Origin of the sequence: Paracoccus aestuarii (assembly GCF_028553885.1) — a bacterium.
In the GTDB taxonomy this organism is placed as follows: domain Bacteria; phylum Pseudomonadota; class Alphaproteobacteria; order Rhodobacterales; family Rhodobacteraceae; genus Paracoccus; species Paracoccus aestuarii.
The window spans coordinates 1,771,746-1,795,223 of the sequence record NZ_CP067169.1 but is presented as its reverse complement, the minus strand read 5'-3'; the positions used below and the strand labels follow the sequence as shown (position 1 = coordinate 1,795,223).

The 23,478-nt window shown below is 67.6% G+C and carries 22 protein-coding genes; 9 read left to right on the top strand and 13 right to left on the bottom strand.

The genetic code is table 11. The features are described 5' to 3' along the window. Positions 1 to 46: 46 nt before the first annotated feature. On the top strand, positions 47 to 1,255 hold the full coding sequence (locus tag JHW48_RS09180; protein ID WP_119886049.1) for a beta-ketoacyl-[acyl-carrier-protein] synthase family protein: 1,209 nt from the start codon (positions 47 to 49) through the stop codon (positions 1,253 to 1,255). Between the two features lie 37 nt (positions 1,256 to 1,292). On the opposite strand, the gene JHW48_RS09175 is transcribed toward JHW48_RS09180, so the two are convergent. Then, a complete protein-coding gene (locus JHW48_RS09175; protein ID WP_272835583.1) occupies positions 1,293 to 2,063 on the bottom strand; it encodes an invasion associated locus B family protein in 771 nt (256 codons plus the stop codon). A gap of 523 nt (positions 2,064 to 2,586) precedes the next feature. Further along, positions 2,587 to 2,916, bottom strand: coding sequence for a DUF6477 family protein (locus JHW48_RS09170; protein WP_119886243.1), 330 nt, complete (start codon positions 2,914 to 2,916; stop codon positions 2,587 to 2,589). A gap of 217 nt (positions 2,917 to 3,133) precedes the next feature. Between JHW48_RS09170 and JHW48_RS09165 the strand changes: the two genes are divergently transcribed. The 3 genes from JHW48_RS09165 (at position 3,134) to lipA (ending at position 6,251) form a co-directional block, all read left to right on the top strand. Next, positions 3,134 to 4,258 (top strand): DUF6456 domain-containing protein, encoded by a 1,125-nt coding sequence (locus tag JHW48_RS09165; RefSeq protein WP_419182381.1) that lies wholly within the window; start codon positions 3,134 to 3,136, stop codon positions 4,256 to 4,258. 69 nt (positions 4,259 to 4,327) lie between these two features. Then, entirely contained in the window at positions 4,328 to 5,230 is a 903-nt protein-coding gene (locus tag JHW48_RS09160) for a hydrogen peroxide-inducible genes activator (RefSeq protein ID WP_119886242.1), read from the top strand. A gap of 70 nt (positions 5,231 to 5,300) precedes the next feature. Beyond that, positions 5,301 to 6,251, top strand: coding sequence for a lipoyl synthase (lipA, locus tag JHW48_RS09155; RefSeq protein ID WP_119886241.1), 951 nt, complete (start codon positions 5,301 to 5,303; stop codon positions 6,249 to 6,251). Positions 6,252 to 6,303: 52 nt separating this feature from the next. Here the strand turns inward: lipA and metH are convergent, their stop codons facing one another. The 3 genes from metH to JHW48_RS09140 form a co-directional block, all read right to left on the bottom strand. Further along, positions 6,304 to 9,021, bottom strand: coding sequence for a methionine synthase (gene metH / locus JHW48_RS09150; protein ID WP_119886240.1), 2,718 nt, complete (start codon positions 9,019 to 9,021; stop codon positions 6,304 to 6,306). Continuing rightward, complete coding sequence (locus JHW48_RS09145) at positions 9,014 to 10,051, bottom strand: homocysteine S-methyltransferase family protein (RefSeq protein ID WP_119886239.1); 1,038 nt, start codon at positions 10,049 to 10,051, stop codon at positions 9,014 to 9,016. The genes metH and JHW48_RS09145 overlap by 8 nt, the downstream gene beginning before the upstream one ends. Positions 10,052 to 10,145: 94 nt before the next feature. After that, entirely contained in the window at positions 10,146 to 10,598 is a 453-nt protein-coding gene (locus JHW48_RS09140) for an Lrp/AsnC family transcriptional regulator (RefSeq protein WP_240637843.1), read from the bottom strand. A gap of 128 nt (positions 10,599 to 10,726) precedes the next feature. Here JHW48_RS09140 and hppD point away from each other — a divergent pair, with 128 nt between their 5' ends. Both hppD and JHW48_RS09130 read left to right on the top strand, forming a co-directional pair. After that, on the top strand, positions 10,727 to 11,836 hold the full coding sequence (gene hppD, locus JHW48_RS09135) for a 4-hydroxyphenylpyruvate dioxygenase (RefSeq protein WP_119886237.1): 1,110 nt from the start codon (positions 10,727 to 10,729) through the stop codon (positions 11,834 to 11,836). Between the two features lie 19 nt (positions 11,837 to 11,855). Beyond that, the gene (locus tag JHW48_RS09130) at positions 11,856 to 12,209 is read left to right on the top strand and encodes a Rieske (2Fe-2S) protein (RefSeq protein WP_119886236.1); all 354 of its coding nucleotides are present in this window, start codon (positions 11,856 to 11,858) and stop codon (positions 12,207 to 12,209) included. A 60-nt stretch (positions 12,210 to 12,269) separates the two neighbouring features. Here JHW48_RS09130 and JHW48_RS09125 read toward each other — a convergent pair whose 3' ends face one another. The 6 genes from JHW48_RS09125 to JHW48_RS09100 form a co-directional block, all read right to left on the bottom strand. Then, positions 12,270 to 13,307 carry an ABC transporter substrate-binding protein gene (locus JHW48_RS09125; protein WP_119886235.1) on the bottom strand — a complete coding sequence of 346 codons (1,038 nt, stop codon included), beginning with the start codon at positions 13,305 to 13,307 and terminating at the stop codon, positions 12,270 to 12,272. Between the two features lie 93 nt (positions 13,308 to 13,400). Next, a complete protein-coding gene (locus JHW48_RS09120) occupies positions 13,401 to 14,144 on the bottom strand; it encodes an SDR family oxidoreductase (RefSeq protein ID WP_119886234.1) in 744 nt (247 codons plus the stop codon). A gap of 61 nt (positions 14,145 to 14,205) precedes the next feature. Then, positions 14,206 to 15,087, bottom strand: coding sequence for a polyphosphate kinase 2 (gene ppk2, locus JHW48_RS09115; protein ID WP_119886233.1), 882 nt, complete (start codon positions 15,085 to 15,087; stop codon positions 14,206 to 14,208). 3 nt (positions 15,088 to 15,090) lie between these two features. Then, a complete protein-coding gene (locus JHW48_RS09110; RefSeq protein WP_119886232.1) occupies positions 15,091 to 16,017 on the bottom strand; it encodes a homoserine O-succinyltransferase in 927 nt (308 codons plus the stop codon). 1 nt (position 16,018) lies between these two features. Further along, the gene (locus JHW48_RS09105) at positions 16,019 to 16,882 is read right to left on the bottom strand and encodes an ATPase (protein ID WP_119886231.1); all 864 of its coding nucleotides are present in this window, start codon (positions 16,880 to 16,882) and stop codon (positions 16,019 to 16,021) included. A 281-nt stretch (positions 16,883 to 17,163) separates the two neighbouring features. Continuing rightward, a complete protein-coding gene (locus tag JHW48_RS09100) occupies positions 17,164 to 18,366 on the bottom strand; it encodes an OmpP1/FadL family transporter (RefSeq protein WP_119886230.1) in 1,203 nt (400 codons plus the stop codon). A gap of 212 nt (positions 18,367 to 18,578) precedes the next feature. Here JHW48_RS09100 and guaB point away from each other — a divergent pair, with 212 nt between their 5' ends. After that, the gene (gene guaB, locus JHW48_RS09095) at positions 18,579 to 20,027 is read left to right on the top strand and encodes an IMP dehydrogenase (RefSeq protein ID WP_119886229.1); all 1,449 of its coding nucleotides are present in this window, start codon (positions 18,579 to 18,581) and stop codon (positions 20,025 to 20,027) included. A gap of 118 nt (positions 20,028 to 20,145) precedes the next feature. On the opposite strand, the gene JHW48_RS09090 is transcribed toward guaB, so the two are convergent. Continuing rightward, the gene (locus JHW48_RS09090) at positions 20,146 to 21,534 is read right to left on the bottom strand and encodes a ferredoxin reductase family protein (RefSeq protein ID WP_147388093.1); all 1,389 of its coding nucleotides are present in this window, start codon (positions 21,532 to 21,534) and stop codon (positions 20,146 to 20,148) included. 131 nt (positions 21,535 to 21,665) lie between these two features. On the opposite strand from JHW48_RS09090, the gene JHW48_RS09085 reads away from it, so the two are divergent. Both JHW48_RS09085 and JHW48_RS09080 read left to right on the top strand, forming a co-directional pair. After that, a complete protein-coding gene (locus JHW48_RS09085; RefSeq protein ID WP_240637842.1) occupies positions 21,666 to 22,394 on the top strand; it encodes a cytochrome c oxidase assembly protein in 729 nt (242 codons plus the stop codon). Continuing rightward, on the top strand, positions 22,391 to 22,888 hold the full coding sequence (locus JHW48_RS09080; protein WP_119886227.1) for a CopD family protein: 498 nt from the start codon (positions 22,391 to 22,393) through the stop codon (positions 22,886 to 22,888). The genes JHW48_RS09085 and JHW48_RS09080 overlap by 4 nt, the downstream gene beginning before the upstream one ends. A gap of 8 nt (positions 22,889 to 22,896) precedes the next feature. Here the strand turns inward: JHW48_RS09080 and JHW48_RS09075 are convergent, their stop codons facing one another. Continuing rightward, entirely contained in the window at positions 22,897 to 23,418 is a 522-nt protein-coding gene (locus JHW48_RS09075; RefSeq protein ID WP_119886226.1) for a DUF2231 domain-containing protein, read from the bottom strand. Positions 23,419 to 23,478: the final 60 nt, after the last annotated feature.

The following is a 23,478-nucleotide window of genomic DNA, read 5'->3' as shown; positions in this document are numbered from 1 at the left end:
CGCCCCCGCGATCCAGCCCGCCACCGATCCCCGGGCGCGGGCCGGCATGCGGCGGGTCGTGATCACGGGCGCGGGGACGATCAACGCGCTCGGCCATGACGTGGGCACGACGCTGGCCGCCTTCCGCGAGGGGCGCTGCGGCATCACCCAGCTGGATTTCCGCGATGTGGAACGTCTGTCGATCCAGATCGGCGCGCAGGTCCATGACTGGACGCCCGAAACATACTTCAACCGCCAGCAGATCCTGCTCTATGACAAGTTCACCCAGTTCACCCTGCTGGCCGCCAAGCAGGCGGTCGAACAGGCGGGCCTGCATTTCGAGGGCGCGCTCGGCTTCCGGTCCGGGGTCATCTTGGGCACGGCGGGCGGCGGGCTGAACACCTGGGACGAGAATTACCGCGCCGTCTACGAGGAGGGGAAGAACCGCGTCCATCCCTTCGTGGTCCCCAAGCTGATGAACAATGCCGCGGCCAGCCATGTCAGCATGGAATTCGGCCTGCGCGGCCCCGCCTTCACCGTGGCCACGGCCTGCGCCAGTTCCAATCACGCGATGGGCCTGGCCTTCCAGATGGTGCGGTCCGGCGCGGCCGAGGTGATGCTGTCGGGCGGATCCGAGGCGATGCTGTGCTTTGGCGGCGTCAAGGCCTGGGAAGGGCTGCGCGTCATGTCCAAGGATGCCTGCCGCCCCTTCAGCGCCAACCGCAACGGCATGGTCCAGGGCGAGGGCGCGGGTGTCTTCGTCTTTGAGGAATACGAACATGCCCGCGCCCGCGGCGCCGAGATCCTGGCCGAGGTGGTGGGCTTCGCCATGTCTTCGGATGCGCAGGACATCGTCATGCCCTCGGCCCAGGGGGCGGAACGCGCGATCACAGGGGCGATGGTCGATGCCGGGCTGAACCGTGAGGATATCGGCTATATCAACGCCCATGGGACGGGCACGGCGGCCAATGACAAGACCGAATGCGCGGCGGTGGCCCATGCCTTCGGCCATCATGCGGATCGGCTGATGATGTCATCGACCAAGTCAATGCACGGCCATCTGATCGGCGGCACCGGCGCGGTCGAGCTGCTGGCCTGCATCATGGCGCTGCGCGAGGGCGTGATCGCCCCCACCATCGGCTATCAGGAACCCGACCCCGAATGCGCGCTGGACGTGGTGCCCAACGAGGCGCGCGAGGCGCGGGTGGATGCGGTCCTGTCCAACGCCTTCGCATTCGGCGGTCTGAACGCGGTCATCGCGCTGCGCCGCGCCTGAGGATCGCCGCGCCCGATGGGGGCGCGGCGGGCCGTCCTTATTCCGCGGCTTCTTCCTCGACCTCTTCGGCGGGGGCCGCGGCATAGGCCTCCAACTCGTTGAAGGCGGCGGTGAAGCCCGACAGCGAGGCCGTCAGCTGGACCGGGTTCGCCGGATCACCGCCGAAGGGCAGCAGCTGGATCGTCGCATTGCCGCCCCGCTTCAGCCCGTTCAGCTCGGCCTCGGTGAAGCCCATGCGCGAGATGCAGCCCACCGGCGCGCAGAAGCTGAAGGGATAGCCGCGCACCTCGCCCGAATCGACGCGCAGGCCCAAGCCCTCGATCAGGTCGGTCTCCAGCGGGGCGACCAAGGTGGCGCCGGCGGCGACGGTGCCGTTCGACAGCGGCACCAGCGTCAGTTCGGCGACGGCGTTGTCATCCTCGTCCGTCAGCAGCTTGTACATCTCGCAGGGGTCCTTGCCCTCGCCCGCGCGGATGCAGCGGATCAGCCAGTCGCCATGTTCGGATTTCGCATAATACGTGCCGGGACCCTCGGGATCGCGGGCGGGCTGCTGGGGCGCGGCCTCGGCGGCGGGCTGGTCCTCGGTCGCTTCTTCGGTAGCCGCGTCAGTGGCCGCGTCCTCGGCATCGGTTTCGGCCAGGGTCTCGGTGCCGGTGGCGGCGGGGGCTTCGGCAGGGGTATCGGCCTGGGTTGCGGCGGCGGGGGTGTCGGCCTGAGCCTCGGCCGGGGCAGGGGTTTCCTGCGCGAAGGCGGGGGCGGCGATCAGCGCCATGGCGGCCAGAAGTGCGTGCGAAGATTTCATGGACATCGGTTTTCTTCCCTTTGCGGAACGCATTGGCGCCGATCTAGCATGGCGGATCGGACTTGTCAGGCCTCCGCCGCGCACGGGGCCGTCACCTTGGCTTTACCCCGCCCATCGGGAACCGGAGGACGCCCTTATGCGTCACCCTCAATACGCAAAGGGCCACGGCTGGTGCCGCGGCCCTGACGCTGTTGCGTTATCTCCCTGCCGGACTGGCCGGTCATCATTGTGTCGCACGCTAGTCGCGCCATCGTGATCAGTCAACCGCGCTTGTGACCGCCCCCGATCACATTATCGCCCCGAAATGGAAAAAGGCCGCGCCCAGGGAGGGGGGCGCGGCAGTCCAACAGGGAGGAAGGTCCGACCCACGGCACGAGGGCCGGACAGGTTCACCATGACCCGAAAAGGTTAAGATGGCGTTTGCGCAGCGTCCGCTGCGTTGCGCGGGCCCGGACAGGCGAACGGCCCGGGCGGGGCCGGGCCGTCGGGCAGGATGGGGTGGGGTGGTCGCGCGGACCCGCCGGTCGGATCACATCGCGATGGCGGGCTGGGGGGCGGCGGCGACGGCGGCGCGCATCTCGGCCAGGATGGCGATCATCAGCAGCACATGGCGATGCATGTCGTAATCCGCCGCGCGCGTGCAGCGCAGGTCGTTCTGAAGGTCCTCCTCGGCCCGCAGGCGCGCAAGCGCACGGCCCGGCGCGGGGCAGTGATCGCTGCGCAGCAGCCGCGCCAGGTCGCGGTCGCGCTTCCAGCCGCGCTGACCCTCGCGCGCGGCGCGGATCAGCGAACCCGGGCGGCGCAGCGCCTGGCCGGTGGGGCGGGGGCGAAAGAGGATCACGTTCGAGGCTTGGGTCATGTCGGAGGTCCTTCGGGTTTGCGACAGGGCCACCTTCACACAACCTAAGCGTGTGTTGCTGAAACACATAGCGCACCGTGCGGTAGGTCAAGTCATCTTTAAGGATTCTTAGGGAATGTTGCCGCTATGTGCAGAAAGATCCTGTTAACCAACAGGAGAAAATGGAAACCAGGGGTGGCTGGCTGACGGGCTGCCCGCGGACGACAAGGGACCTGACATGACCATTTTCACCGGTGAATTCGCAGCTGGCTTCAATAAGGCGAACCACCATTCGCACGCGTATTGTGCCCCGTCTAAGAAAGGCCCGGGCGAGGATACCAAACTCTATCTTCGCCATGTTCAGCAGGGCGTCTCGATCCGCGCTCTCGCTCGGGAAGTCGGTTGCCATGCGTCGACGATCCTCCGGCGCATCAGGCGGATTGAGGCCCGACGCGACGACCCGCTTGTCGAGGCTGCGCTGGAGGCAAAGACAACGCCGATCGAAGGTGGGCTGGATGATCGCCAGTCTTTGCGCGTCCTGCGGCGTTTGGCAGAACCCGGTGCTGTCATGGTTTCGGCCCCGGGAATGGAGAAGGCAATCGTCACCCGGGACGAGATCCGGACCGCAATTCTTGATCGGAACCTAGCTGAGCGTATGGCTTTGAAAGGATGGGTGGTGCAAAGCTGTCAAGGTGGTCGCCTACAACGCTATGTCATCGCACCCGGTGGTAGGGACGCACTGCGACAGATGCTTAAATCGTCGCGTCAGAAGAATATGGCGCTCGAGCCCGGATCCTTCGTCGACGCCCAGCCCGTCGACGGCATGGCCGAGGCGCCCGCGGGCTTCGATCATGCCGACCGCCACCGCATCTGGGACGAGCGCGTGATCGAGGACCCGGAGGATGGCCGCCGCCGCAGCACCCGCGTCAACATCGCCGAAAGCCCGCTGCTGGTGCTGGCGCGCCGCCGCGATCATGACGGCACGCCCTTCCTGACGCCGGGCATGGTCTCGGCCGGAGAGCGGCTGCGCGAGGATTTCGAACTGGCCCAGATGGGCCCGCGCGTGACCCAGAACTGGGACGGGTTCATGACCGCGGGGATCGACCTGTCGCGCGGCGGCACCGGCTATCGCGGCGGATCGGAATCGGCGCGCGACCGGGTGGCGCTGGCGCTGCGTGACCTGGGGCCGGGCCTGGGCGACATCGTGCTGCGGGTCTGCTGTTTCCTGGAGGGGATCGAGATGACCGAGCGGCGGCTCGGCTGGTCGGCCCGGTCGGGCAAGATCGTCCTGCGCCTGGCCCTGATGCGGCTGGAGCGTCACTATGGCGAGACCTATGGCGAGGGCATGCCGCTGATCGGTTGAGGCTGGCATCGACGGGCGGGTCTGATAGAATCGGCCCGTCGATTTCCCGCAACCGGATCAGTCCCGCTGATGAACATCACCCTGCGCCAGCTGCGCTATTTCCTGGCCTTGGCGCAGCAGGCCCATTTCACCCGCGCGGCCGAGATGGCCAATGTCAGCCAGCCCGCCCTGTCGATGCAGATCCGCGCGCTGGAGGATGCGATCGGCGCGCGCTTGGTCGAACGCACCGCCCAAGGCATCGTGATGACGCCGCAGGGCCGCGCGCTGGAACATCACGCCCGCCAGGTCATGGCCGCGATGACCGATCTGGAACAGGGGATGCGCCAGCCGGGGCAGGGCGGTCGGCTGATGCTGGGGATGATCCCCACGGTCGCGCCCTATCTGCTGCCCGAGGCGCTGCCGATCCTGCGGGCGGGCGATATCGGGCGTGACCTGCACCTGCGCGAGGCCCAGACCGAACGCCTGCTGGAGGAGCTGGCCTCGGGGCGGCTGGATGCCATCGTCATCGCCACCCCGCCCGAGGATGACGGCTTTGCCGCCGTGCCGCTTTTCACCGATCATTTCCTGCTGGCGGGCAGCAATGCGCGCATCCGCGAACAGGCGGGCCGCGCCATCGCCCCGTCGGCGCTGGATCCGGGCCAGCTGCTGCTGCTGGACGAGGGGCATTGCCTGGGCGACCAGGCGCTGGAGGTCTGCGGGCTGAACCGTCGGGCCAGCCGGCTGGATCTGGGGGCGGCGTCGTTGTCGACGCTGTGCCGGCTGGCGGCGCAGGGAATGGGCCTGACCTTCCTGCCCGAGATCGCCCGCCGGCAGGAGACTGCCGCCGCCCCCGGCCTTGCGGTCATGCGTTTTCCCGAACCCCAGCCCTCGCGCCAGGTGGTGCTGATGCGCCGCGCCTCGACCTGCGGGCGGGGCTGGTTCGACGATCTGGCCGCCACCCTGTCGCGGGCGGCCGCACCCCTGCTGGCCTGACGGGAACACGTTGCCAAACCGGGTGAAAGCGCCTATTTCAACGGGAACCGCGACCGAAAGGACTGTCAGTTTGCGCGACCTCAGGATCCCGGATCAGCGCCACCCGGAAAAGGCGCACCGTCCCGATCAGGCCCAGCCCCGAAAACCGGACTGGATCCGCGTCAAGGCCCCGACCTCGCAGGGCTACAAGGACACCCGCGACCTGCTGCGCGAACACCGCCTGTCCACGGTCTGCGAGGAGGCGGGCTGCCCCAATGTCGGCGAATGCTGGAGCCAGGGCCACGCCACCATGATGATCATGGGCGAGATCTGCACCCGCGGCTGCACCTTCTGCAACGTGGCCACCGGCAAGCCCCAGTCCCTGGACGCCTTCGAGCCCGGCCGCGTCGCCCATGCGGTCCAGAAGCTTGGCCTGAATCATGTCGTCATCACCAGCGTGGACCGCGACGACCTGGATGACGGGGGCGCGGACCATTTCGCCCAGACCATCCGCGCGATCCGGCACCGCTCGCCCTCCTCCACGATCGAGGTGCTGACGCCCGATTTCCTGAAATCCAGGCCCGGCGCGCTGGAGGCCGTGGTCGAGGCCCGGCCCGACGTTTTCAACCACAACCTGGAGACGGTGCCCGGCCTTTACCCGACCGTGCGGCCCGGGGCGCGCTATTTCCATTCGCTGCGCCTGTTGCAGCGGGTCAAGGAACTGGACCCGACCATGTTCACCAAATCGGGGATCATGGTGGGCCTGGGCGAGGATCGGCAGGGCGTGCTGCAGGTCATGGACGACATGCGCGCGGCCGATATCGACTTCATCACCATCGGCCAGTATCTTCAGCCGACGCCCAAGCATCACCGCGTCGACCGCTTCGTGACGCCCGAGGAATTCGCGGGCTATGAAAAGGCCGCCTATGGCAAGGGGTTCCTGATGGTCTCGGCGACGCCCCTGACCCGGTCATCCTATCACGCGGGCGACGACTTTGCTCAGATGCGGGCCGCGCGCCTGGCCAGGCTGGGCCAGGCCTGAGGGCCGCGAGCTGACCTGAATGGGGGCCGGCATTGCCGGCCCCTTTCGCATGTCAGGCGGCCTCGGTCCGGCGCGCCCCGGCATTGTAGTTCAGGATCGGCGCCAGCCAGCGCTCGGCCTCCTCCAGCGTCCATCCCTTGCGGGCGGCATAGTCGCGGGCCTGATCCTCCTCGATCTTGGCGACCCCGAAGTAATAGCTGTCCGGATGCCCGATATAGAGGCCCGAGACGGATGATCCCGGCCACATCGCCATGCTTTCGGTCAGCGTCACGCCGGTCGCGGCCTCGGCATCCAGCAGGCGGAAGAGGGTCAGCTTTTCGGTATGGTCGGGCTGGGCCGGATAGCCGGGCGCGGGACGGATGCCGGCATAGGGTTCGGCGATCAGCTCGGCCGGGGTGAAGGCCTCGTCCGTGGCATAGCCCCAATGCTCGCGCCGGACGCGTTCATGCAGCATCTCGGCCATGGCCTCGGCAAAGCGGTCGGCCAGGGCCTTGACCATGATCGCGCCGTAATCGTCATTCGCGCGTTCATAGCGGGCCGAGATCTCGGCCTCCTCCGGGCCTGCGGTCACGACGAAGCCGCCGACATGATCGGGGATGCCCTCGGGCGCCACGAAATCCGACAGGGCCACGTTCGGACGGTCGCCGCGCTTGGTCACCTGCTGGCGCAGGGTGAACAGCGTCTCCAGCGGCCGGCTGCGGCTGTCATCCGCCCAGAGGCGGATGTCGTCGCCCACCGCATTGGCGGGCCAGAAGCCGATCACCGCGCGGGGCTTGAACCACTGACCCTCGATGATGCGGGCCAGCATCTCCTGCGCCTCGGAGAACAGCTGACGGGCGGCCTCACCCTGCTTTTCGTCGTCCAGGATGCGCGGATAGACGCCCTTCAGCTCCCATGTCTGGAAGAAGGGCGTCCAGTCGATGTAACGCGCGATCTCGGCCAGATCCCAGTCCTCGATCACGCGGGTGCCGGTGAAACCCGGGGCCTTGGGCGCGTAACCCGACCAGTCGATCTTCAGCGCATTGTCGCGCGCCTTGGACAGGGGCAGGCGGGTCTTGGCGGCCTCGGAGCGTTCGTGGCGCTCGGCCACGGCGGTGTAATCCGCGCGGATCTCCTCGACATAGGCGGCCTTGCGCTCGGGCGACAGCAGCGCCGAGGCGACCCCCACCGCGCGGCTGGCATCGGTCACATAGACGGCCTGACCCTTGACGTAGCGCGGCGCGATCTTGACCGCCGTGTGGATCTTGGAGGTGGTCGCGCCGCCGATCAGCAGCGGGATCGACATCCCCTCGCGCTCCATCTCGGAGGCCAGATGCACCATCTCGTCCAGGGACGGCGTGATGAGGCCCGAGAGGCCGATGATGTCGACCTTTTCGTCGCGGGCGACCTGCAGGATCTTCTGCGGCGGGACCATGACGCCCAGGTCGATCACCTCGAAATTGTTGCAGGCCAGAACGACGCCCACGATGTTCTTGCCGATGTCATGGACATCGCCCTTGACGGTCGCCATCAGGATCTTGCCCGCGCTTTCACGGCCCTCGCCGCCCGAGAGGCGCTTCTCCTCCTCCATATAGGGCAGCAGGATCGCCACGGCCTGCTTCATCACGCGGGCGGATTTCACCACCTGCGGCAGGAACATCTTGCCCGCACCGAACAGATCGCCCACCACGTTCATCCCCGCCATCAGCGGCCCTTCGATGACATGCAGCGGGCGTTCGGCCTGCTGGCGCGCCTCCTCGGTATCGGCCTCGATATATTCGGTGATGCCGTTGACCAGCGCATGTTCCAGCCGCTTTTCCAGCGGCCATTCGCGCCAGCTGAGGTCCTTTTCGCGCTTGGCCCCCTGGCCGTCGCCCCGGAACCGCTCGGCGATTTCCAGCAGACGTTCGGTGCCGTCGGGGCGGCGGTTCAGGACGACATCCTCGCAGGCCTCGCGCAGCTCGGGGTCGATCTGGTCATAGACCGCCAACTGGCCCGCATTGACGATGCTCATGTCCATGCCCGCCTTGATGGCGTGATAGAGGAACACGGCATGCATCGCCTCGCGCACAGGCTCGTTGCCGCGGAAGCTGAAGCTGAGGTTTGATACGCCGCCCGACACATGCGCATGGGGCAGGTTGGTCCTGATCCAGCGCGTGGCCTCGATGAAATCGACGCCGTAATTGTTATGCTCCTCGATGCCCGTGGCCACGGCGAAGATGTTGGGGTCGAAGATGATGTCCTCGGGCGGAAAGCCCACCTCGTCCACCAGGATGTTGTAGGCGCGCTTGCAGATCTCGATCTTGCGGGCGGCGGTGTCGGCCTGGCCCTGCTCGTCGAAGGCCATGACCACGACCGCCGCGCCATAGGCCAGGCACAGCCGCGCCTGATGGCGGAACTGATCCTCGCCCTCCTTCATGCTGATCGAATTGACGACCGGCTTGCCCTGCACGCATTGCAGGCCGGCCTCGATCACCTCCCATTTGGAGCTGTCGATCATGATCGGCACGCGGGCGATGTCGGGCTCGGCCGCCAGCAGGTTCAGGTATTCGACCATGGCGGCCTTTGAATCGATCAGGCCCTCATCCATGTTGATGTCGATGATCTGGGCGCCGTTCTCGACCTGGTCGCGGGCGACCTCCAGGGCGGTGGCATAGTCGCGCTCCTTGATCAGCTTGCGGAAACGGGCCGAGCCGGTGACGTTGGTGCGTTCGCCCACATTCACGAAGGGGATGTCGGGCGTCAGGACGAAGGGCTCCAGCCCCGACAGGCGCAGGTAACGGTCAGGCATAGGCGGGCACCTTTCTGGGGGCGAAGGGGGCCACGGCTTCGGCGATGGCGCGGATATGGTCGGGGGTCGTGCCGCAGCAGCCGCCGACGACGTTCACCAGCCCCTCGCGCGCGAAATCGGCGACCTGGGGGGCGGTGTCATGGGGGCCTTCGTCATATTGACCGAAGGCATTGGGCAGACCCGCATTCGGATAGGCGCAGATCAGCGTATCCGCGACCTGCGACAGCTCGGCCAGATGCGGGCGCATCGCGGCGGCGCCAAGCGCGCAGTTCAGCCCGATGGTCCAAGGGTTCGCATGGCGCACCGAATGCCAGAAGGCGGTCGGCGTCTGCCCCGACAGGGTGCGCCCCGAGGCATCGGTGATCGTCCCCGAGATCATCATCGGCAGGCGCGCCCCATGCTCCTCCATCGCCTGGATGCAGGCGAAGATCGCCGCCTTGGCGTTCAGCGTGTCAAAGATCGTCTCGATCAGCAGGATGTCCGACCCGCCCTCGATCAGCCCGCGCGCCTGCTGCAGATAGGCCAGGCGCAGATCCTCGAAGGTCACGGCGCGAAAGCCCGGATCGTTCACGTCGGGCGACATCGAGGCCGTGCGGTTCGTCGGCCCGATCGCGCCCGCGACGAAGCGGGGGCGCCCATCCTCGGCCGTGGCACGGTCCAGCGCGCGGCGCACCACGCGGGCGCCCTCGACGTTCAGGTCGTGGACCGCCTCCTGCAGCCCGTAATCGGCCTGGGCGATGGTCGTGGCCGAGAAGGTGTTCGTCTCGACGATATCCGCGCCCGCGATGGCATAGCGGTAATGGATCTCCTCGACCGCCTCGGGCTGGGTCAGGATCAGCAGGTCGTTATTGCCCTGCTGGGGGTGGTCGGTATGGTGGCGGCAGGCGCAGCCCGACCCCTTGCCGGTATAGTCATCCTCGCCCAAGGACAGCGCCTGGATCTGCGTGCCCATCGCGCCGTCCAGGATGAGGATACGCTCGGATGCGGCCTTGTTCAGCGCCGCGAAGGCGGGGGATGGGGGCAGGGGCATGGATGGGGCCTTTCGATTGCAGCCCGTGATATAGGCCCTCGGGCGCCCATCGGCAAATTCATAGTTCTGGACAAGATCATGAGCGGCGCGCAAGTCACAGCGCCACGCCGCCCTCGTCCTTCAGCGTCTTCAGCACGATCTCGGACCGGACCTGCGCGACCTGGGGGTGCGGCAGCAGGTGGCGGTGGACGAAATCGGCGAAGGCCTCCAGGTCGCGTGCGCGGATGTCCAGGATGTAATCCGCATCGCCGGAAACGGAAAAGGCCTGCCGGATCATCGGCTGCGCGGCCACGAAGCGCGCAAAATCCTCCTCGCGCCCCTGGCCATGGCCGCGCAGGTTCACGCGGATCACCGCGCGGAACCCGTGCCCCAGCTTCGCGGCCGACAGCCGCGCGGCATAGCCCTCGATCACCCCCGCCTGTTCCAGCGCCGCCCGCCTGCGCGAGATCTGGCTGGCCGACAGGCCCACGATCTCGGCCAAGGCGGCATTGGTCAGCGCGCCATCACGCTGCAATGCGGTCAGGATTGCGGTATCGAACCGGTCCATGCGTGCTCCATGCATCCACTGCGCGAACCGTGCGCGCTTCGTGCAAGGATGCCGCAAGGCGGGCGCGGTTTGCAACCACCATGCGCGCCCCCGGGCGCATCATGTGCGAAACGACAGGAGGATACCGCATGGGCCCGTTCCCGCATGACGCCCCCAAGGCCACGATCAGCGCCGCGAACCCCGCAGGCACCGACGGCTTCGAATTCGTCGAATACGCCCATCCCGATCCGGCGGTGCTGGACCGCATCTTCCGCCAGATGGGCTTCACCCCCGTCGCGCGCCACAAGACCCGCGACATCACGCTCTATCGCCAAGGCGACATCAACTATCTGCTGAACGCCGATCCCGACGGGCATGCGGCCCAGTTCGTCCACGATCACGGCCCCTGCGCCCCCGCGATGGCGTGGCGGGTGGTCGATGCGCAGGTCGCCCTGAAACGCGCGCTGGATCTGGGCGCGACCGAATATACCGGCCCCGGCAAATCCATCGACGCCCCCGCGGTGATCGGGATCGGTGGCTCGCTGCTCTATTTCGTCGACCGCTATCGCGACACGGGCAGCGCCTACGAGGCCGATTACGACTGGCTGGGCGAGGCCGATCCGCGCCCCGAGGGCTTCGGCTTCTACTACCTCGACCACCTGACGCATAACGTCATCCGTGGCAACATGGATACCTGGTACAAGTTCTACCACGAGACCTTCAACTTCCGCGAGATCAAGTATTTCGACATCAAGGGCAAGCAGACCGGCCTGGTCAGCCGCGCCCTGACCTCGCCCGACGGCAAGATCCGCATCCCGATCAACGAGAGCACCGACGATCACAGCCAGATCGAGGAATATCTGCGCGAATACAAGGGCGAGGGCATCCAGCACATCGCCATTGCCTCGAACGACATCTACGCCGGCACCGACAGGATCGCGGATGCCGGGATGGAGTTCATGCCCGGCCCCCCCGACACCTATTACGAGATGTCGCACCGCCGGGTGAAGGATCATGACGAGCCGATCGACCGCATGAAGGCCCGCGGCATCCTGATCGACGGCGAGGGCGTCGTGGGCGGCGGCCAGACCCGCATCCTGCTGCAGATCTTCTCCAAGACCGTGATCGGCCCGATCTTCTTCGAATTCATCCAGCGCAAGGGCGATGACGGCTTCGGCGAGGGCAATTTCCGCGCCCTCTTCGAATCGATCGAGGAGGACCAGATCCGCCGCGGCGTCCTGACCGCCACGGCCGATTGACGGACAGGCGCACCCCGTCATGGCGTGGACAGATTACAGCACCGCTCCCGCCCCGGGCACCCGCATCTGTGCGGCTGCCCGGATCACCGCCGTCCACCCTCTGACCGTCACGACCGAACGCGGCTCCTTCCCGATCCTCGTCCTGCGCGACGGTGCCACGATCCGCGCCTATGTCAATGCCTGCCCGCACCAATACCTGCCGCTGGACTACCGCGGCACAAACCTTCTCTCGGCGGACGGCACAAAACTCCTCTGCACCGCCCACGGCGCCAGCTTCGACAAGACGACGGGCCAGGCCATCACCGGCGCCGATTGCGGCCTCGACCAGGTGCCGGTCGAACAGATCGGCGACGACCTCGTGATCGCCGCCTGATCTTCTCTGTTGTCGAAATACCCCGGGGGTCCGGGGGCTGGCCCCCGGTCCGGCGCCGGATCAGAACCCGGCCTTGATCCGCTCGAACTCGGCCAGCTGCCGCTGACGCTGCTGCGGATCGTTCGGGGTCTGGGCCAGGACCGGCACGTCCAGCTCGGCCAGCCCTTCGGCCACGGCGGGCTCGTCCGCGATGGTCGCCATCGCCTCGGTCGAGCTATGCCCGTATCCGATCGCATCCAGCAGCGCCTTGCCGGCCGAGGGCTCCAGCCAGGCGTTGATGAAGTCATAGACCTTGTCCTCGCTGCCCGGCCCGTTCGACAGGTTCACGAAACCGCAGAAGAAGGTCGACGACCCTTCCTCGGCCTCGCGCTGGAAGCCGACGGGATAGTTGTCCTCCTGCAGATAGACGACGCCGTCATTCCAGGACCACGCGACATCCACCAGGCCCGAGGCCATCAGCTGCGCCTGTTCCGACGGGTCCGACCAATAGGCGGCGACGTTCATATGCGCCTCGCGCAGCCAGTCGGCGGCGGCCTGGAACTGTTCGTCGGTCACGTCGTCCCAATCCGACACGCCGGTCGCCAGATAGGCCAGCGCCCAGACATCATCCGCGCTGTCGGGCAGCGAGACACGCCCCTGGAATGCCGGGTTGGTAAAGACCTGCAGCGTCGCCACGTCCTCCTCGGACACGGTTTCGGTGTTGTAGGCGATGGCGGTCGCGCCCCAATCGGTCGGGATGAACCAGACGCCTTGGTCGTCGCGGAAGACATCGCTGTCCAGGAACCGCTCGTCGATCTTGTCGAAATTGGGGATGCGCGCGGTGTCCCAAGGCTCGATCAGGCCGGCATCGCGATACTTGCCGACCATCTGGCTGCAGGGATGGGCGACATCGGCGCGAAAGCCCGAGGCGACCTTTTGGAAGGCCTCGTCATCGTCGCCGAAGAAGGAGAACGTCGGCGACTGGCCGTGCTGATCGACATAGGCCTGAAAGATCGCGGGCACCTCGAAGCCGGCCCAGTCCAGAACGGTCAGTTCCGGATCGGCGGCAAAGGCCGGAACGGCGGCGGCGGCAAGGATGGTGGTCGTCAGCAAACGCATGGGATCGGGCCTTTTCAGCTGGCGGGTTTTGTCCACGCTAAGGTCCGGGGCGGGGCCGCGCAAGGGCTTCGCGCGGCCCCGCCCCTGCGGCGATCAGCGCATGCGCAGCGCGCCGTCGATGCGGATCGTCTCGCCGTTCAGATAGTCGTTCTCGACGATGAAGGCAGCCATGCGCGCATATTCCAGCGGATCGCCCAAGCGCTTGGGAAAGGTCACCTCGGCGGCCAGGCTGTCCTGGACCTCGTCGGGCAGGCCGCGCAGCATGGGCGTGCCGAAGATGCCCGGCGCGATGGCGCAGACGCGGATCCCCTGTCCCGCCAGGTCGCGCGCCAAGGGCAGGGTCATGCCCGCGATCCCCGCCTTGGAGGCCGCATAGGCCGCTTGCCCCTTCTGCCCGTCAAGGGCCGCAATCGAAGCCGTGTTCACGATCACCCCGTTGCGGTCGCGGCCGTTGCGGGCCATGATCTCGGCCGCCAGGCGCAGGACGTTGAAGCTGCCGATCAGGTTGATCTCGACGGTGCGGCGAAAGCTGTCCAGGCGGTGCGGGCCGTCGCGGCCCAAGGTCTTTTCGCCCGTGGCGATGCCCGCGCAGTTCACGCAGACGTCGATGCCGCCCATCAGCCCGACGGCTCCGGCCAAGGCGGTGGCGACGCTGTCCTCGTCGGTGACATCGGCCTGGGCGAAACCCGCCCCCATGGCCGCGGCCGCATCCGCCCCGGCGGGGTCGCGGTCCAGGACCACGACCTCGGCGCCGCGGTCGCGGAAATGCGCGGCGGTCGCCGCCCCCAGGCCCGATGCGCCCCCGGTGACGACGGCGCGGCAATTCGACAGATCCATCGGAAACCCTCCCTTTTCCCTCTGGTCCCGCTTCTGGCACGGCGCGGCGGTGCCGCCAAGATCAGTCGCGCAGCAGCTCCGGGCCGCCGGCGATGGCGGGGTCGATGGCGCCGATCGCGTCCCGGTCCTTGCCCGCGTAATCCACCGCCGTCAGGATGGTCTGGATCGCCGCGATGCGCGCGCGGCGCTTGTCGTCGGACCGGATCACCGTCCACGGCACCAAGGGGCTGTGCGATCGCTGCAGCGTGTCGCGGATGGCCGTGCTGTAGTCGTCCCATTTCGCCAGCCCGTCCACGTCGATCCCGCTCAGCTTCCATTGCTTCAGGGGGTCGGCCTCGCGGTCCAGGAACCGGCGCAGCTGTTCGGCGCGGCCCACGTTCAGCCACAGCTTGACCAGGATGATGCCGTCATCGACCAGCATCTGTTCGAACCCCGGCAGCTGGCGGAAGAAGGCCGCGCGCCGCGCCGCGTCGACAAAGCCGAAGACATGTTCGACCACGCCGCGATTGTACCAGCTGCGGTCGAACAGCGCGATCTCGCCCTGCGCGGGCAGGCGTTCGGCATAGCGCTGGAAATACCACTGGCCGGCCTCGCGTTCGGTGGGCTTGGGCAGGGCCACGACATAGGCGGAACGCGGGTTCAGGTTGTCGCGCACCCGGTCGATGGTGCCGCCCTTGCCGGCCGCGTCGCGCCCCTCGAAGACGACGACGACGCGCTTTCCGGTCTCGATCACATCATGCATCATCCGCACCAGCTGCAGCTGCAGCTGGTCCATCCGGGCATCGTATTCGGCCCGGTCCATGCCGGTGGCATAGGGATAGTCGGGGTCGGGAATGTCGCGCGGCCCGGCGGCCTCCAGACGCGCGCGCAGCGCGGCGGGGGCCGCGTCGCGCAGATAGTCGGTGATGCGGCCGACCAGCGGCATCAGGGGGTCGCCCGCCATGCCTCAGCCCTCGCCGATGCGCGAGATGTCGTACCAGGTGGTCTGGTAGATCTCGTTGATCCAGTTGCCATAGAGGAGATGCGCATGGCTGCGCCAGCGGTTCGAGGGCATCCGCGCCGGGTCGTCGTCGGGATAGTAGTTGCGCGGCACCGCGATGGGTTTTCCGGCCTGGGCGTCGCGGTCGTATTCCTCCTTCAGCGTGGTGCTGTCATATTCGAAATGGTTGAAGACATAGAGCGCGCGATGCCCCGGATCGGCCAGCAGGCAGGGCCCCACATCCGCGCTGGCCAGCAGCGTGGTCAGGGCCGGGCGGGCATCGACATCGTCCTGTCGCACCTCGGTCCAGCGGCTGACGGGGACCAGCACCTCGTCGGAAAAGCCGCGCAGATAGGGCGATGCGGGGGCCAGGTTCTGATGGCGGAAACAGCCGAAGGCCTTTTCGGGCAGGGGGTGCTTGGGCAGGCCGTGGAAATGCCAGGCCATCGCCATGCCGCCCCAGCAGACGCCGAAGGTCGAATGGACATGGGTCCGGGTCCAGGCGAAGACGCGGGTCAGCTCGTCCCAATAGGTGACCTGGTCGAAGGGCAGATGTTCGATGGGCGCGCCGGTGATGACCAGGCCGTCGAATTTCTCGCCCGTGGCCTCGACCTCGCGGAAGGGGCGGTAGAAGCTTTCCAGATGGCCGGCGGCGGTGTTGCGGCTTTCATGGTCCGACATGCGGATCAGCTGAAAGTCGATCTGCAGCGGCGTGGCGCCGATCAGCCGGGCGAACTGGTTCTCCGTCTGGATCTTCTTGGGCATCAGGTTCAGCAGGCCGATCCGCAGGGGGCGGATGTCCTGGGTCGCGGCGCGGCCGGGCGACATGACCATGACGCCTTCGTCGGACAGGATGCGATAGGCGGGCAGGCTCTCGTTCAGGGTGATGGGCATGTCAGGCCTCCTTGCGCGCGATGGCCTGCGCGATCAGGTCGGTGAAATCCTCGGGGCTGCGGACCTGGGCGACCTCCTCGGCCAGGACGGTGACGCCGCGCCGCGCCATGGCCTCGTAGCGGGGCTGGCGATGGGCGAGGGCGCGGGCATAGGTCCAGCGGATGAAGTCGTCGGGATTGACCTGGTCGGGCTCCAGCCCCTTTTCGACGCGATAGGCGATCCAGGCGCGTTCCAGGAATTGCGGCTGATAATACATGGGTTTGGGGGCGCGGTCGAAGCGGCGGACCAGTTCGGCGGTATGTGCGTCGCTGCCCTTGATCCAGACCAGCAGCAGGTCGCGTTCCAGCGCGGCCAGGACCGGATCGTCGGGATCGGCCGGGTCCACGACCTCGCAGATCGAGCCGCCGCTGTCACAGACGAAATGGGGCAGGGCATAGATGTCGTGGGCACGTTCCATGAAGTCGCGCGTGTCCAGAAGGGCCGCGATCTCGGCCCGGCGGTGCTGGTCCTGGCGGCGGCAATAGTCGTCGAAGGGCAGGCCGCCGCGCGAGGGGCTGCCGGGTTTGCCCAGATAGGTAGACAGAGGGGCCAGGTTGTCGAAGGTGATGTTCGAGGCGATGTAGACGCTGTCCGACATCAGCAATTCGCGCAGAAAGGGGACCTTCATCGCCTCGCGCTTGAAGTTGTCGGCGATGTATTCGCCCATGTAGCGGGTGCCGATGCGGTAATCGACGCTGTAGTGAAACCAGTCGCCCGTCCCGCGTAGCATCGAGGCGAGATAGGTCTTGCCCAGGCCCGACATGCCGAACAGGACCACCCGGCGGCTGGTGGCGGAACGCCAGTCCTCTGCGCTGCGATAGATCATGGGGGTCCTTCCTGCCTGTCCGGGCCCCTTAGGTAATCCGGCGCGGGCGGCAAGGAAAGGCCCCAGCACCACCGCCCCGATTGCGTCCCGCGACGGCCGGGGGGCCGGCCCCCCGGACCCCCCGCTGCCGTGATCGGGGCGACGGGGCGGAGTGCCCCGCGCAGGGGCTCCGGGGGGGAGCGAACTCCCCCGGCCACCGCCCCCGGCAAGGTCCCGCGGGTGGAACGGAACACGGCCCCGCCATGGATGGGGGGGCCGTTTGGTCGCGAAAGGGTCGTCCGTCAGAACCGGTAGCCGACGCGCACGCCGATGCCCAGGGCGTCGCTGCCCTCCATCCGCGCGCGGGCGGTGTCGGGGGTGCCCGTCTCGGGGCTGGCATCGCCCAGCTTGGTGTAGTTGATGCCCGTCGTGACCCGCAGCGGTCCCTGGTTGTATATAGCGGCCAAGGTGATGCCGCGGCGCCCGTTGGTCGGGGCCAGGGGCGAGACCAGGTCATCGCCCTTCTTCTCGAAGGTGAAGGCGGCCGAGCCGGACCAGGTCTCGTTGAACTGGCGGCCGACGCCCAGGGTGTAGGTCGTCGTGTCCTCCAGCTCGACCAGCCCGCCGCCGGTCACCGCGACGAAGCGTTCCGGATCGACGCGGAAGGCGCTCCATTCCACCCAACGGACCGAGCCGAAGACCAGCGTGCCGGGCGCCACGCCCGACTGGAAGTCCAGGTTCCAGCTTTTCGGGGTCGAGACGGTCAGGGTCGACGTCCCCTCCAGGAGCGGCAGGGCCGGGATCGGGCCGGGCCCGTCGGGATCGACCAGCGGGCCGGTCTCGCGGATGCGGAAGTCGTGATCGACCTTGGAATTGTAGGTCAGGGCCACGCGCGCCGCAATCGCGGGCAGCTCGTAGGCCGCGCCTGCGACGAAGCCGGTCGCGGTGTTGGATTCCAGCACCACGTTGTAACCTTGAACCCCTCCAGAGCACGGCGTTGGAAGCAACGGGTTAGAGTATGCACATCCGTTCAGCGTCACCTCGCCATCGGCGCGCGAGCCGCGCAGGCCGCCATGGACCGAGAAATTGTTCTGGAACTGATACCGCCCGATCGCCGTGAAGGTCGTCGAATCGACCCGCGCCGCGGTGCCGCCCAGAAGGACCGAGCCCTCGTCCTCCGGGTTCGGCGGAAAGCCGGGCTGGGTGGGATAGCGGATGTCGGCGCCGAAGGGCTGCTCGATGATGATGGCGCCCGAGATGCCGGGCGTGAACTGGTGCTTGTAGGCCAGACCCCCGAAGCCGTAGCCCTGCGCCACGTCGCCGGTGCGGAAGCCCGCGGTGTCGCGGCCCTCGACCGTCGGATCGACGCCGCCGAAGCTGAGCTCGACGTAGTTGCCCTGTTCGAACAGCGGCGCCAGCGATTGGGGCGCGCGTTCGATCCCCCCGGCCAGAACCGGGGCCGTCCCCAGCAGCAGCGCGGCGGTGCCCGTGATTGCGAATTTCATGTTGTCCTCCCTCGGTCGGGCCTTACCGCCCCCCTGATCCCACCCTAGCGCGGGAAATCCACCGATCAATTGTCTGATCAAGCTGACGTTACGTTCGCGTCACCGACCCTGCGCGGGCGTTGCGCCGCTGCAACGGCTGCCTGCGGGCTGGACAAAGCGGACGGTCCGTGAAAGGGGAAACTGCCAAACGAGATTGCCGCAAGGACACCCCCATGCAGATTCGTGAGGCTCTTACTTTCGACGACGTGCTTCTGGTTCCGGCCGCCTCGACGGTGCTGCCGTCGACAGCCGACGTGACCACGAACGTCACCCGCACCATCCGGATGAACATCCCGCTGCTGTCCTCGGCCATGGACACGGTCACCGAAAGCCGCATGGCCATCGCCATGGCGCAGGCGGGGGGCATGGGCGTCATCCATCGCAACCTGACCATCGACCAGCAGGCCGCCGAGGTCAGCCGCGTCAAGCGGTTCGAGAGCGGCATCGTCTATGACCCGATCACGCTGCGCCCCGACCAGACCCTGGCCGATGCCAAGGCGCTGCAGGACCGCTACAACGTCACCGGCTTTCCGGTGGTGGACGAACAGGGCCGCGTGCTGGGCATCGTGACGAACCGCGACATGCGGTTCGCCAGCGACGACCGCACCCCGGTCCATGCGATGATGACCGGCGACAACCTGGCCGTCCTGCGCGAACCCGCCGACCGGGCCGAGGCGATCAGCCTGATGAAGTCGCGCCGCATCGAAAAGCTGCTGGTCACCGACGGGCAGGGCAAGCTGACCGGCCTGCTGACGCTGAAGGACACCGAAAAGGCCGTCCTGAACCCGCTTGCCTGCAAGGACGATCTGGGCCGGCTGCGCGTGGCCGCCGCATCGACCGTGGGCGACGAAGGCTTCGAGCGCAGCCAGGCGCTGATCGAGGCCGGGGTGGACATGGTCGTCATCGACACCGCGCATGGCCATTCGGCGGGCGTCGCGCGGGCGGTGGAACGGGTCAAGGCGTTCTCGAACCAGGTTCAGGTCGTGGCGGGCAATGTCGCCACCGCCGAGGCGACGCGCGCCCTGATCGGCGCGGGCGCGGATGCCGTCAAGGTCGGCATCGGGCCGGGCAGCATCTGCACCACCCGCATCGTCGCGGGCGTGGGCGTGCCGCAGCTGACGGCGATCATGGATGCGGTCTCGGGCGCGGACGGGGTTCCGATCATCGCCGATGGCGGGATCAAGTATTCGGGCGATTTCGCCAAGGCCATTGCCGCCGGCGCCAGCTGCGCCATGGTCGGCAGCGCCATCGCCGGGACGGATGAAAGCCCGGGCGAGGTCATCCTGTATCAGGGCCGCAGCTTCAAGTCCTATCGCGGGATGGGGTCCCTGGGGGCGATGGCGCGCGGTTCCGCCGATCGATATTTCCAGAAGGACGCCGCCAGCGACAAGCTGGTCCCCGAGGGGATCGAGGGCCAGGTCCCCTACAAGGGATCGGCGGGTGCGGTCGTGCATCAGCTGGTCGGCGGTCTGCGCGCCGCCATGGGCTATACCGGCTGCGCCACCGTCGAGGAGATGCGCGCGAATTGCCAGTTCGTACGCATCACCGGCGCGGGGCTGAAGGAAAGCCACGTCCATGACGTGCAGATCACCCGCGAAAGCCCGAACTACCGCCTCGGCTGACGGATCCTGCTGCTGCCCGTCACACGGTGGGCAGCAGCCAGGCAAACCCCGCGGCGAAAGCCAGGGCCAGGGTGAAGATCATCGCGGCCAGCGCGCGGGCAAGCAGAGGTCTCATGGGTCACACCATCTCGAAGATTTCGCTGTCGATGCGCGCCAGCGGCACGCCCTTGTCGCGCAGGGCCTTGCGCACCGCCTCCAGCATCGGCGCGGGACCACAGAGCATGTGGGGCCAGTCGCGGCTCTCGTCGGGCAGCAGATCGGCCAGCAGATCGGCGTCGATCATCCCCTCGCGCGTCTCGTGGTCTTGGGGCGGCCAGTCATCCTCGGGCGGGTCTTGGATGACATGGATCACGCGCAGGTCGATGTCCCGGGCGATGCGGCGCAACTCCTCGCGGAAGGCGATCTCCTCCCAGTCCTTGCTGGCATAGAGCAGGATGACCGGCCGCGGGTCGCGGCGTTCCTGCAACGCATGCAGGTTCGCGATCAGCGGCGTGATGCCCACCCCGCCCGCGATCATCACGAAGCCGCCCGAATCCGCCTCGCGATCGATCGAGAAGGTGCCATAGGGCCCGTCGACATAGGCGATGGTGCCCTCGGGCGTTTTGGACAGGCGTTCGCTGTCATCGCCCAGAGGCTTGATCGAGATTGACAGCTCCGGCCCCTTGTCGGGCGCGGTCGAGATGGTGAAGGGATGTTCACGCAGCGCGAAGGGCGATGTGCCGACGGCCAGCCAGGCGAACTGGCCCGGGCGCCAGCCGGTCAGGGGCCGTCCCTCGGGGCGCAGGACCAAGGTGCGCACACCGTCGCCCTCGTCGCGGTTCTGGACCACGCGCCAGGGGTTGCGCCATTGCTGCCACGGGCGCCACAGCCGGGTCCAGGCGATCAGGCCCAGCCAGGCCAGCGTCGCGCCCAGCCACAGCCCGCGCGTGCCGTCGCGCCCGGTGAAATGGCCCGCGCCCAGCACGTGCCAGATTGCCGCACCAAAGCCCAGCAGTGCCAGCGCGACATGCAGCCTGCGCCACCACAGATAGTCCAGCCCCAGCCTCTGGCGCAGCTCCGAGCTGGCGACCAGCGCCACGAAGCAGCCCATCGCGACGCGGCCCGCCGTCATATGCGGTTCGGCATGCATCGGGTTCAGCACGCCCAGATCGTCCTGGTGCCAGATATAGAGGATGGCGAAATGCCCCAGCATCAGCGCCACCAGTCCCCAGCTGAGAAAGCGGTGGAACACCACCACGATATCGGCCCCGAACGGGTGCAGCAGCGGCTTGATCCGACCGGTCAGCGCGAATTGCATCCCCGCCAGAGACAGGGCCGAAAACCCCAGCCCCAGTGAGAAATCGCGCAGAAAGCCCCGTGCGGCGGGCGGGTCGCCCGCCAGGATCACCACGAAGGGCAGGGCGATCAGGATGACCGCCAGCAGGATCCACGCGATGGCGCGGCTCCATACGGCAAGGTCATGGTCCTCGGGGCGGATATGGCGGGCCGGATGGGCGTGCTGGGTCATGCCGCCCAACGTGGCGGGGCGGGGCCGGTTCCACGACCTTTTGCCGCGCGTGGAACCCACGCGGGAACAGGGGGTTGCACCAGTGACCCCGCAGGCTGGCGGGGACGTGACGACAGGGACACCATGCAGACATGACCGACGCGCCGATGCCCTATTGCGGCCCCGCGCCAGTTCCCGGCGACCTCTGGTCCAGCTGGAACCTGGATCCGATCCTGATCGCCGGGCTGGCGGTCTTTGGTGCCGTGCTGTTCTGGCGCGCGGGCCCGGGCGACCGGGGCATGGCCGCGGTGGCGATGGCGGGGCTGATCGCGGCCTTCGTCTCGCCGCTCTGCGCGCTGACGGTGGCGCTGTTTTCGGCAAGATCGGCGCATCACCTGATCCTGATCACCGCGGTCGCGCCCGCGCTGGCGGTGGCCTGGCCCATCGCGCGGCGCATCCCCGCGCGCCTGTCGCTGGCCGCGCTGAGCGTGGCGATGATCGCGTGGCACCTGCCTTCGGTCTATGCGGCGATGTGGGGGTCGGACCTGATCTATTGGCTGCTGCAGGCGGCGATGCTGCTGCCGGCCTGGGCCTTCTGGTCCAAGGTGTTGGCGCGCGGCGCATCGTCGTCCGAGGCGCTGTCGGGCGCGCTGATGGTGGGCAGCCTGGCGGGGGTGATGGGCTTGCTGGGCGCGGTGCTGACCTTTGCCCCGGGTCTGCTCTATCTGCAGCATGTGGATGGGGCGATTGCATGGGGCATGACGCCCTTGGCCGACCAGCAGCTGGCCGGGCTGATCATGTGGGTGCCGGGCTTCGTGCCGCTGGCGGCCTTGGCGGGGCTGATGCTGCGGCGCGGCTGGCTGGCGGAGACGCGAGCATGATCGCGGCGCTGAAATATCTGCATCTGGCGTCGATGCTGTGCTGGGTCGCGGCGATGATCGCGCTGCCGCTGCTGCTGAGCTTTTACGGCAACACCTGGCGCACGAACCATGGTGGCGAGAAGCGCCAGGCCCGCTATGCCGAATTCCGGCTGATCACCCATTACGGCTATATCGCCTTCGCGACGCCCGCGGCGGTGATCTCGATCGCGGCGGGCACGGCGCTGATCTTTGCGGCGGATGTCTATGACCTGTGGTTCGCGGCCAAGCTGGCGCTGGTCTCCGGGATGGCGCTGGTCCATGCTTGGATCGGGCATTTCGTGGTCATGTCGGCCGAAAACCGGGGCATCGACAAGATGCCGTCGCCGCTGATCGCCCTGGGCCTGGGAATCCCGCTGATGGCGGGGGTGCTGTGGCTGGTGCTGGCCAAGCCCGAACTGGCGGGCCTGGCCGACTGGCTGCCGCAATTCATGCTGCAGCCGAGGGGGCAGGAGTGATGATCAGATCATGTTCCGCTCGGGCGCTTGGTGCCGATCTGATAGTCGAAGACCAGCTTGCCGCCATGCCAGCCGGTGATCCCCGTCATCAACGCCGCCAAGGCCGAGATCATGATGCCCCAAGGCAGGACCGCCTCGACCGGGTCGTTCAGCCGGAAGCCCCAGTTCAGGCCCAGGACCGACAGCAGCATCACCGCCAGGATGAAATGCGTCCAGCTGGCGCTGCGGATGCGGATGCCGGGCACCATCAGCAGCTCGACCGTGCCGGCGATGCCCGCCAGCACCCCCATGACGAAGCCCACCCCGCTGGCCCAGAGCGCGACGCGCGGCCAGAATTCATCGGCGGTCAGCCAATACATCCCGTCCACCGCCAGGACCGAGAAGGCCAGGGCGATCGGAAAGGCCACCATCATCGCGTGCAGCGGGTGGCCCGAGATCGCGATCTTGGTCTCGGTATCGTCGAAGGCGACATGCTCCTCGATCGGGTCGGTCAGGCGGCGCCTTTGTTTCCACGTATATTTCCCGCGCATCTGAGGTCCCTTCTGCTACGCAATCAGTTCCATAAGCCCGCATCTTTGCTGGCGGTTCCG

Bases quoted from the DNA above. Each gene is read 5' to 3' on its own strand.
- JHW48_RS09085 (WP_240637842.1), top strand. From the start codon at position 21,666: ATGACCGACGCGCCGATGCCCTATTGCGGCCCCGCGCCAGTTCCCGGC.
- JHW48_RS09105 (WP_119886231.1), bottom strand. From the start codon at position 16,882: ATGATCTATCGCAGCGCAGAGGACTGGCGTTCCGCCACCAGCCGCCGG.
- JHW48_RS09090 (WP_147388093.1), bottom strand. From the start codon at position 21,534: ATGACCCAGCACGCCCATCCGGCCCGCCATATCCGCCCCGAGGACCAT.
- JHW48_RS09075 (WP_119886226.1), bottom strand. From the start codon at position 23,418: ATGCGCGGGAAATATACGTGGAAACAAAGGCGCCGCCTGACCGACCCG.
- guaB (WP_119886229.1), top strand. From the start codon at position 18,579: ATGCAGATTCGTGAGGCTCTTACTTTCGACGACGTGCTTCTGGTTCCG.
- JHW48_RS09145 (WP_119886239.1), bottom strand. From the start codon at position 10,051: ATGCCCCTGCCCCCATCCCCCGCCTTCGCGGCGCTGAACAAGGCCGCA.
- JHW48_RS09100 (WP_119886230.1), bottom strand. From the start codon at position 18,366: ATGAAATTCGCAATCACGGGCACCGCCGCGCTGCTGCTGGGGACGGCC.
- JHW48_RS09130 (WP_119886236.1), top strand. From the start codon at position 11,856: ATGGCGTGGACAGATTACAGCACCGCTCCCGCCCCGGGCACCCGCATC.
- JHW48_RS09180 (WP_119886049.1), top strand. From the start codon at position 47: ATGCGGCGGGTCGTGATCACGGGCGCGGGGACGATCAACGCGCTCGGC.
- JHW48_RS09110 (WP_119886232.1), bottom strand. From the start codon at position 16,017: ATGCCCATCACCCTGAACGAGAGCCTGCCCGCCTATCGCATCCTGTCC.
- JHW48_RS09160 (WP_119886242.1), top strand. From the start codon at position 4,328: ATGAACATCACCCTGCGCCAGCTGCGCTATTTCCTGGCCTTGGCGCAG.
- JHW48_RS09125 (WP_119886235.1), bottom strand. From the start codon at position 13,307: ATGCGTTTGCTGACGACCACCATCCTTGCCGCCGCCGCCGTTCCGGCC.
- JHW48_RS09170 (WP_119886243.1), bottom strand. From the start codon at position 2,916: ATGACCCAAGCCTCGAACGTGATCCTCTTTCGCCCCCGCCCCACCGGC.
- JHW48_RS09165 (WP_419182381.1), top strand. From the start codon at position 3,134: ATGACCATTTTCACCGGTGAATTCGCAGCTGGCTTCAATAAGGCGAAC.
- ppk2 (WP_119886233.1), bottom strand. From the start codon at position 15,087: ATGGCGGGCGACCCCCTGATGCCGCTGGTCGGCCGCATCACCGACTAT.
- metH (WP_119886240.1), bottom strand. From the start codon at position 9,021: ATGCCTGACCGTTACCTGCGCCTGTCGGGGCTGGAGCCCTTCGTCCTG.
- JHW48_RS09080 (WP_119886227.1), top strand. From the start codon at position 22,391: ATGATCGCGGCGCTGAAATATCTGCATCTGGCGTCGATGCTGTGCTGG.
- JHW48_RS09140 (WP_240637843.1), bottom strand. From the start codon at position 10,598: ATGGACCGGTTCGATACCGCAATCCTGACCGCATTGCAGCGTGATGGC.
- hppD (WP_119886237.1), top strand. From the start codon at position 10,727: ATGGGCCCGTTCCCGCATGACGCCCCCAAGGCCACGATCAGCGCCGCG.
- JHW48_RS09175 (WP_272835583.1), bottom strand. From the start codon at position 2,063: ATGTCCATGAAATCTTCGCACGCACTTCTGGCCGCCATGGCGCTGATC.
- JHW48_RS09120 (WP_119886234.1), bottom strand. From the start codon at position 14,144: ATGGATCTGTCGAATTGCCGCGCCGTCGTCACCGGGGGCGCATCGGGC.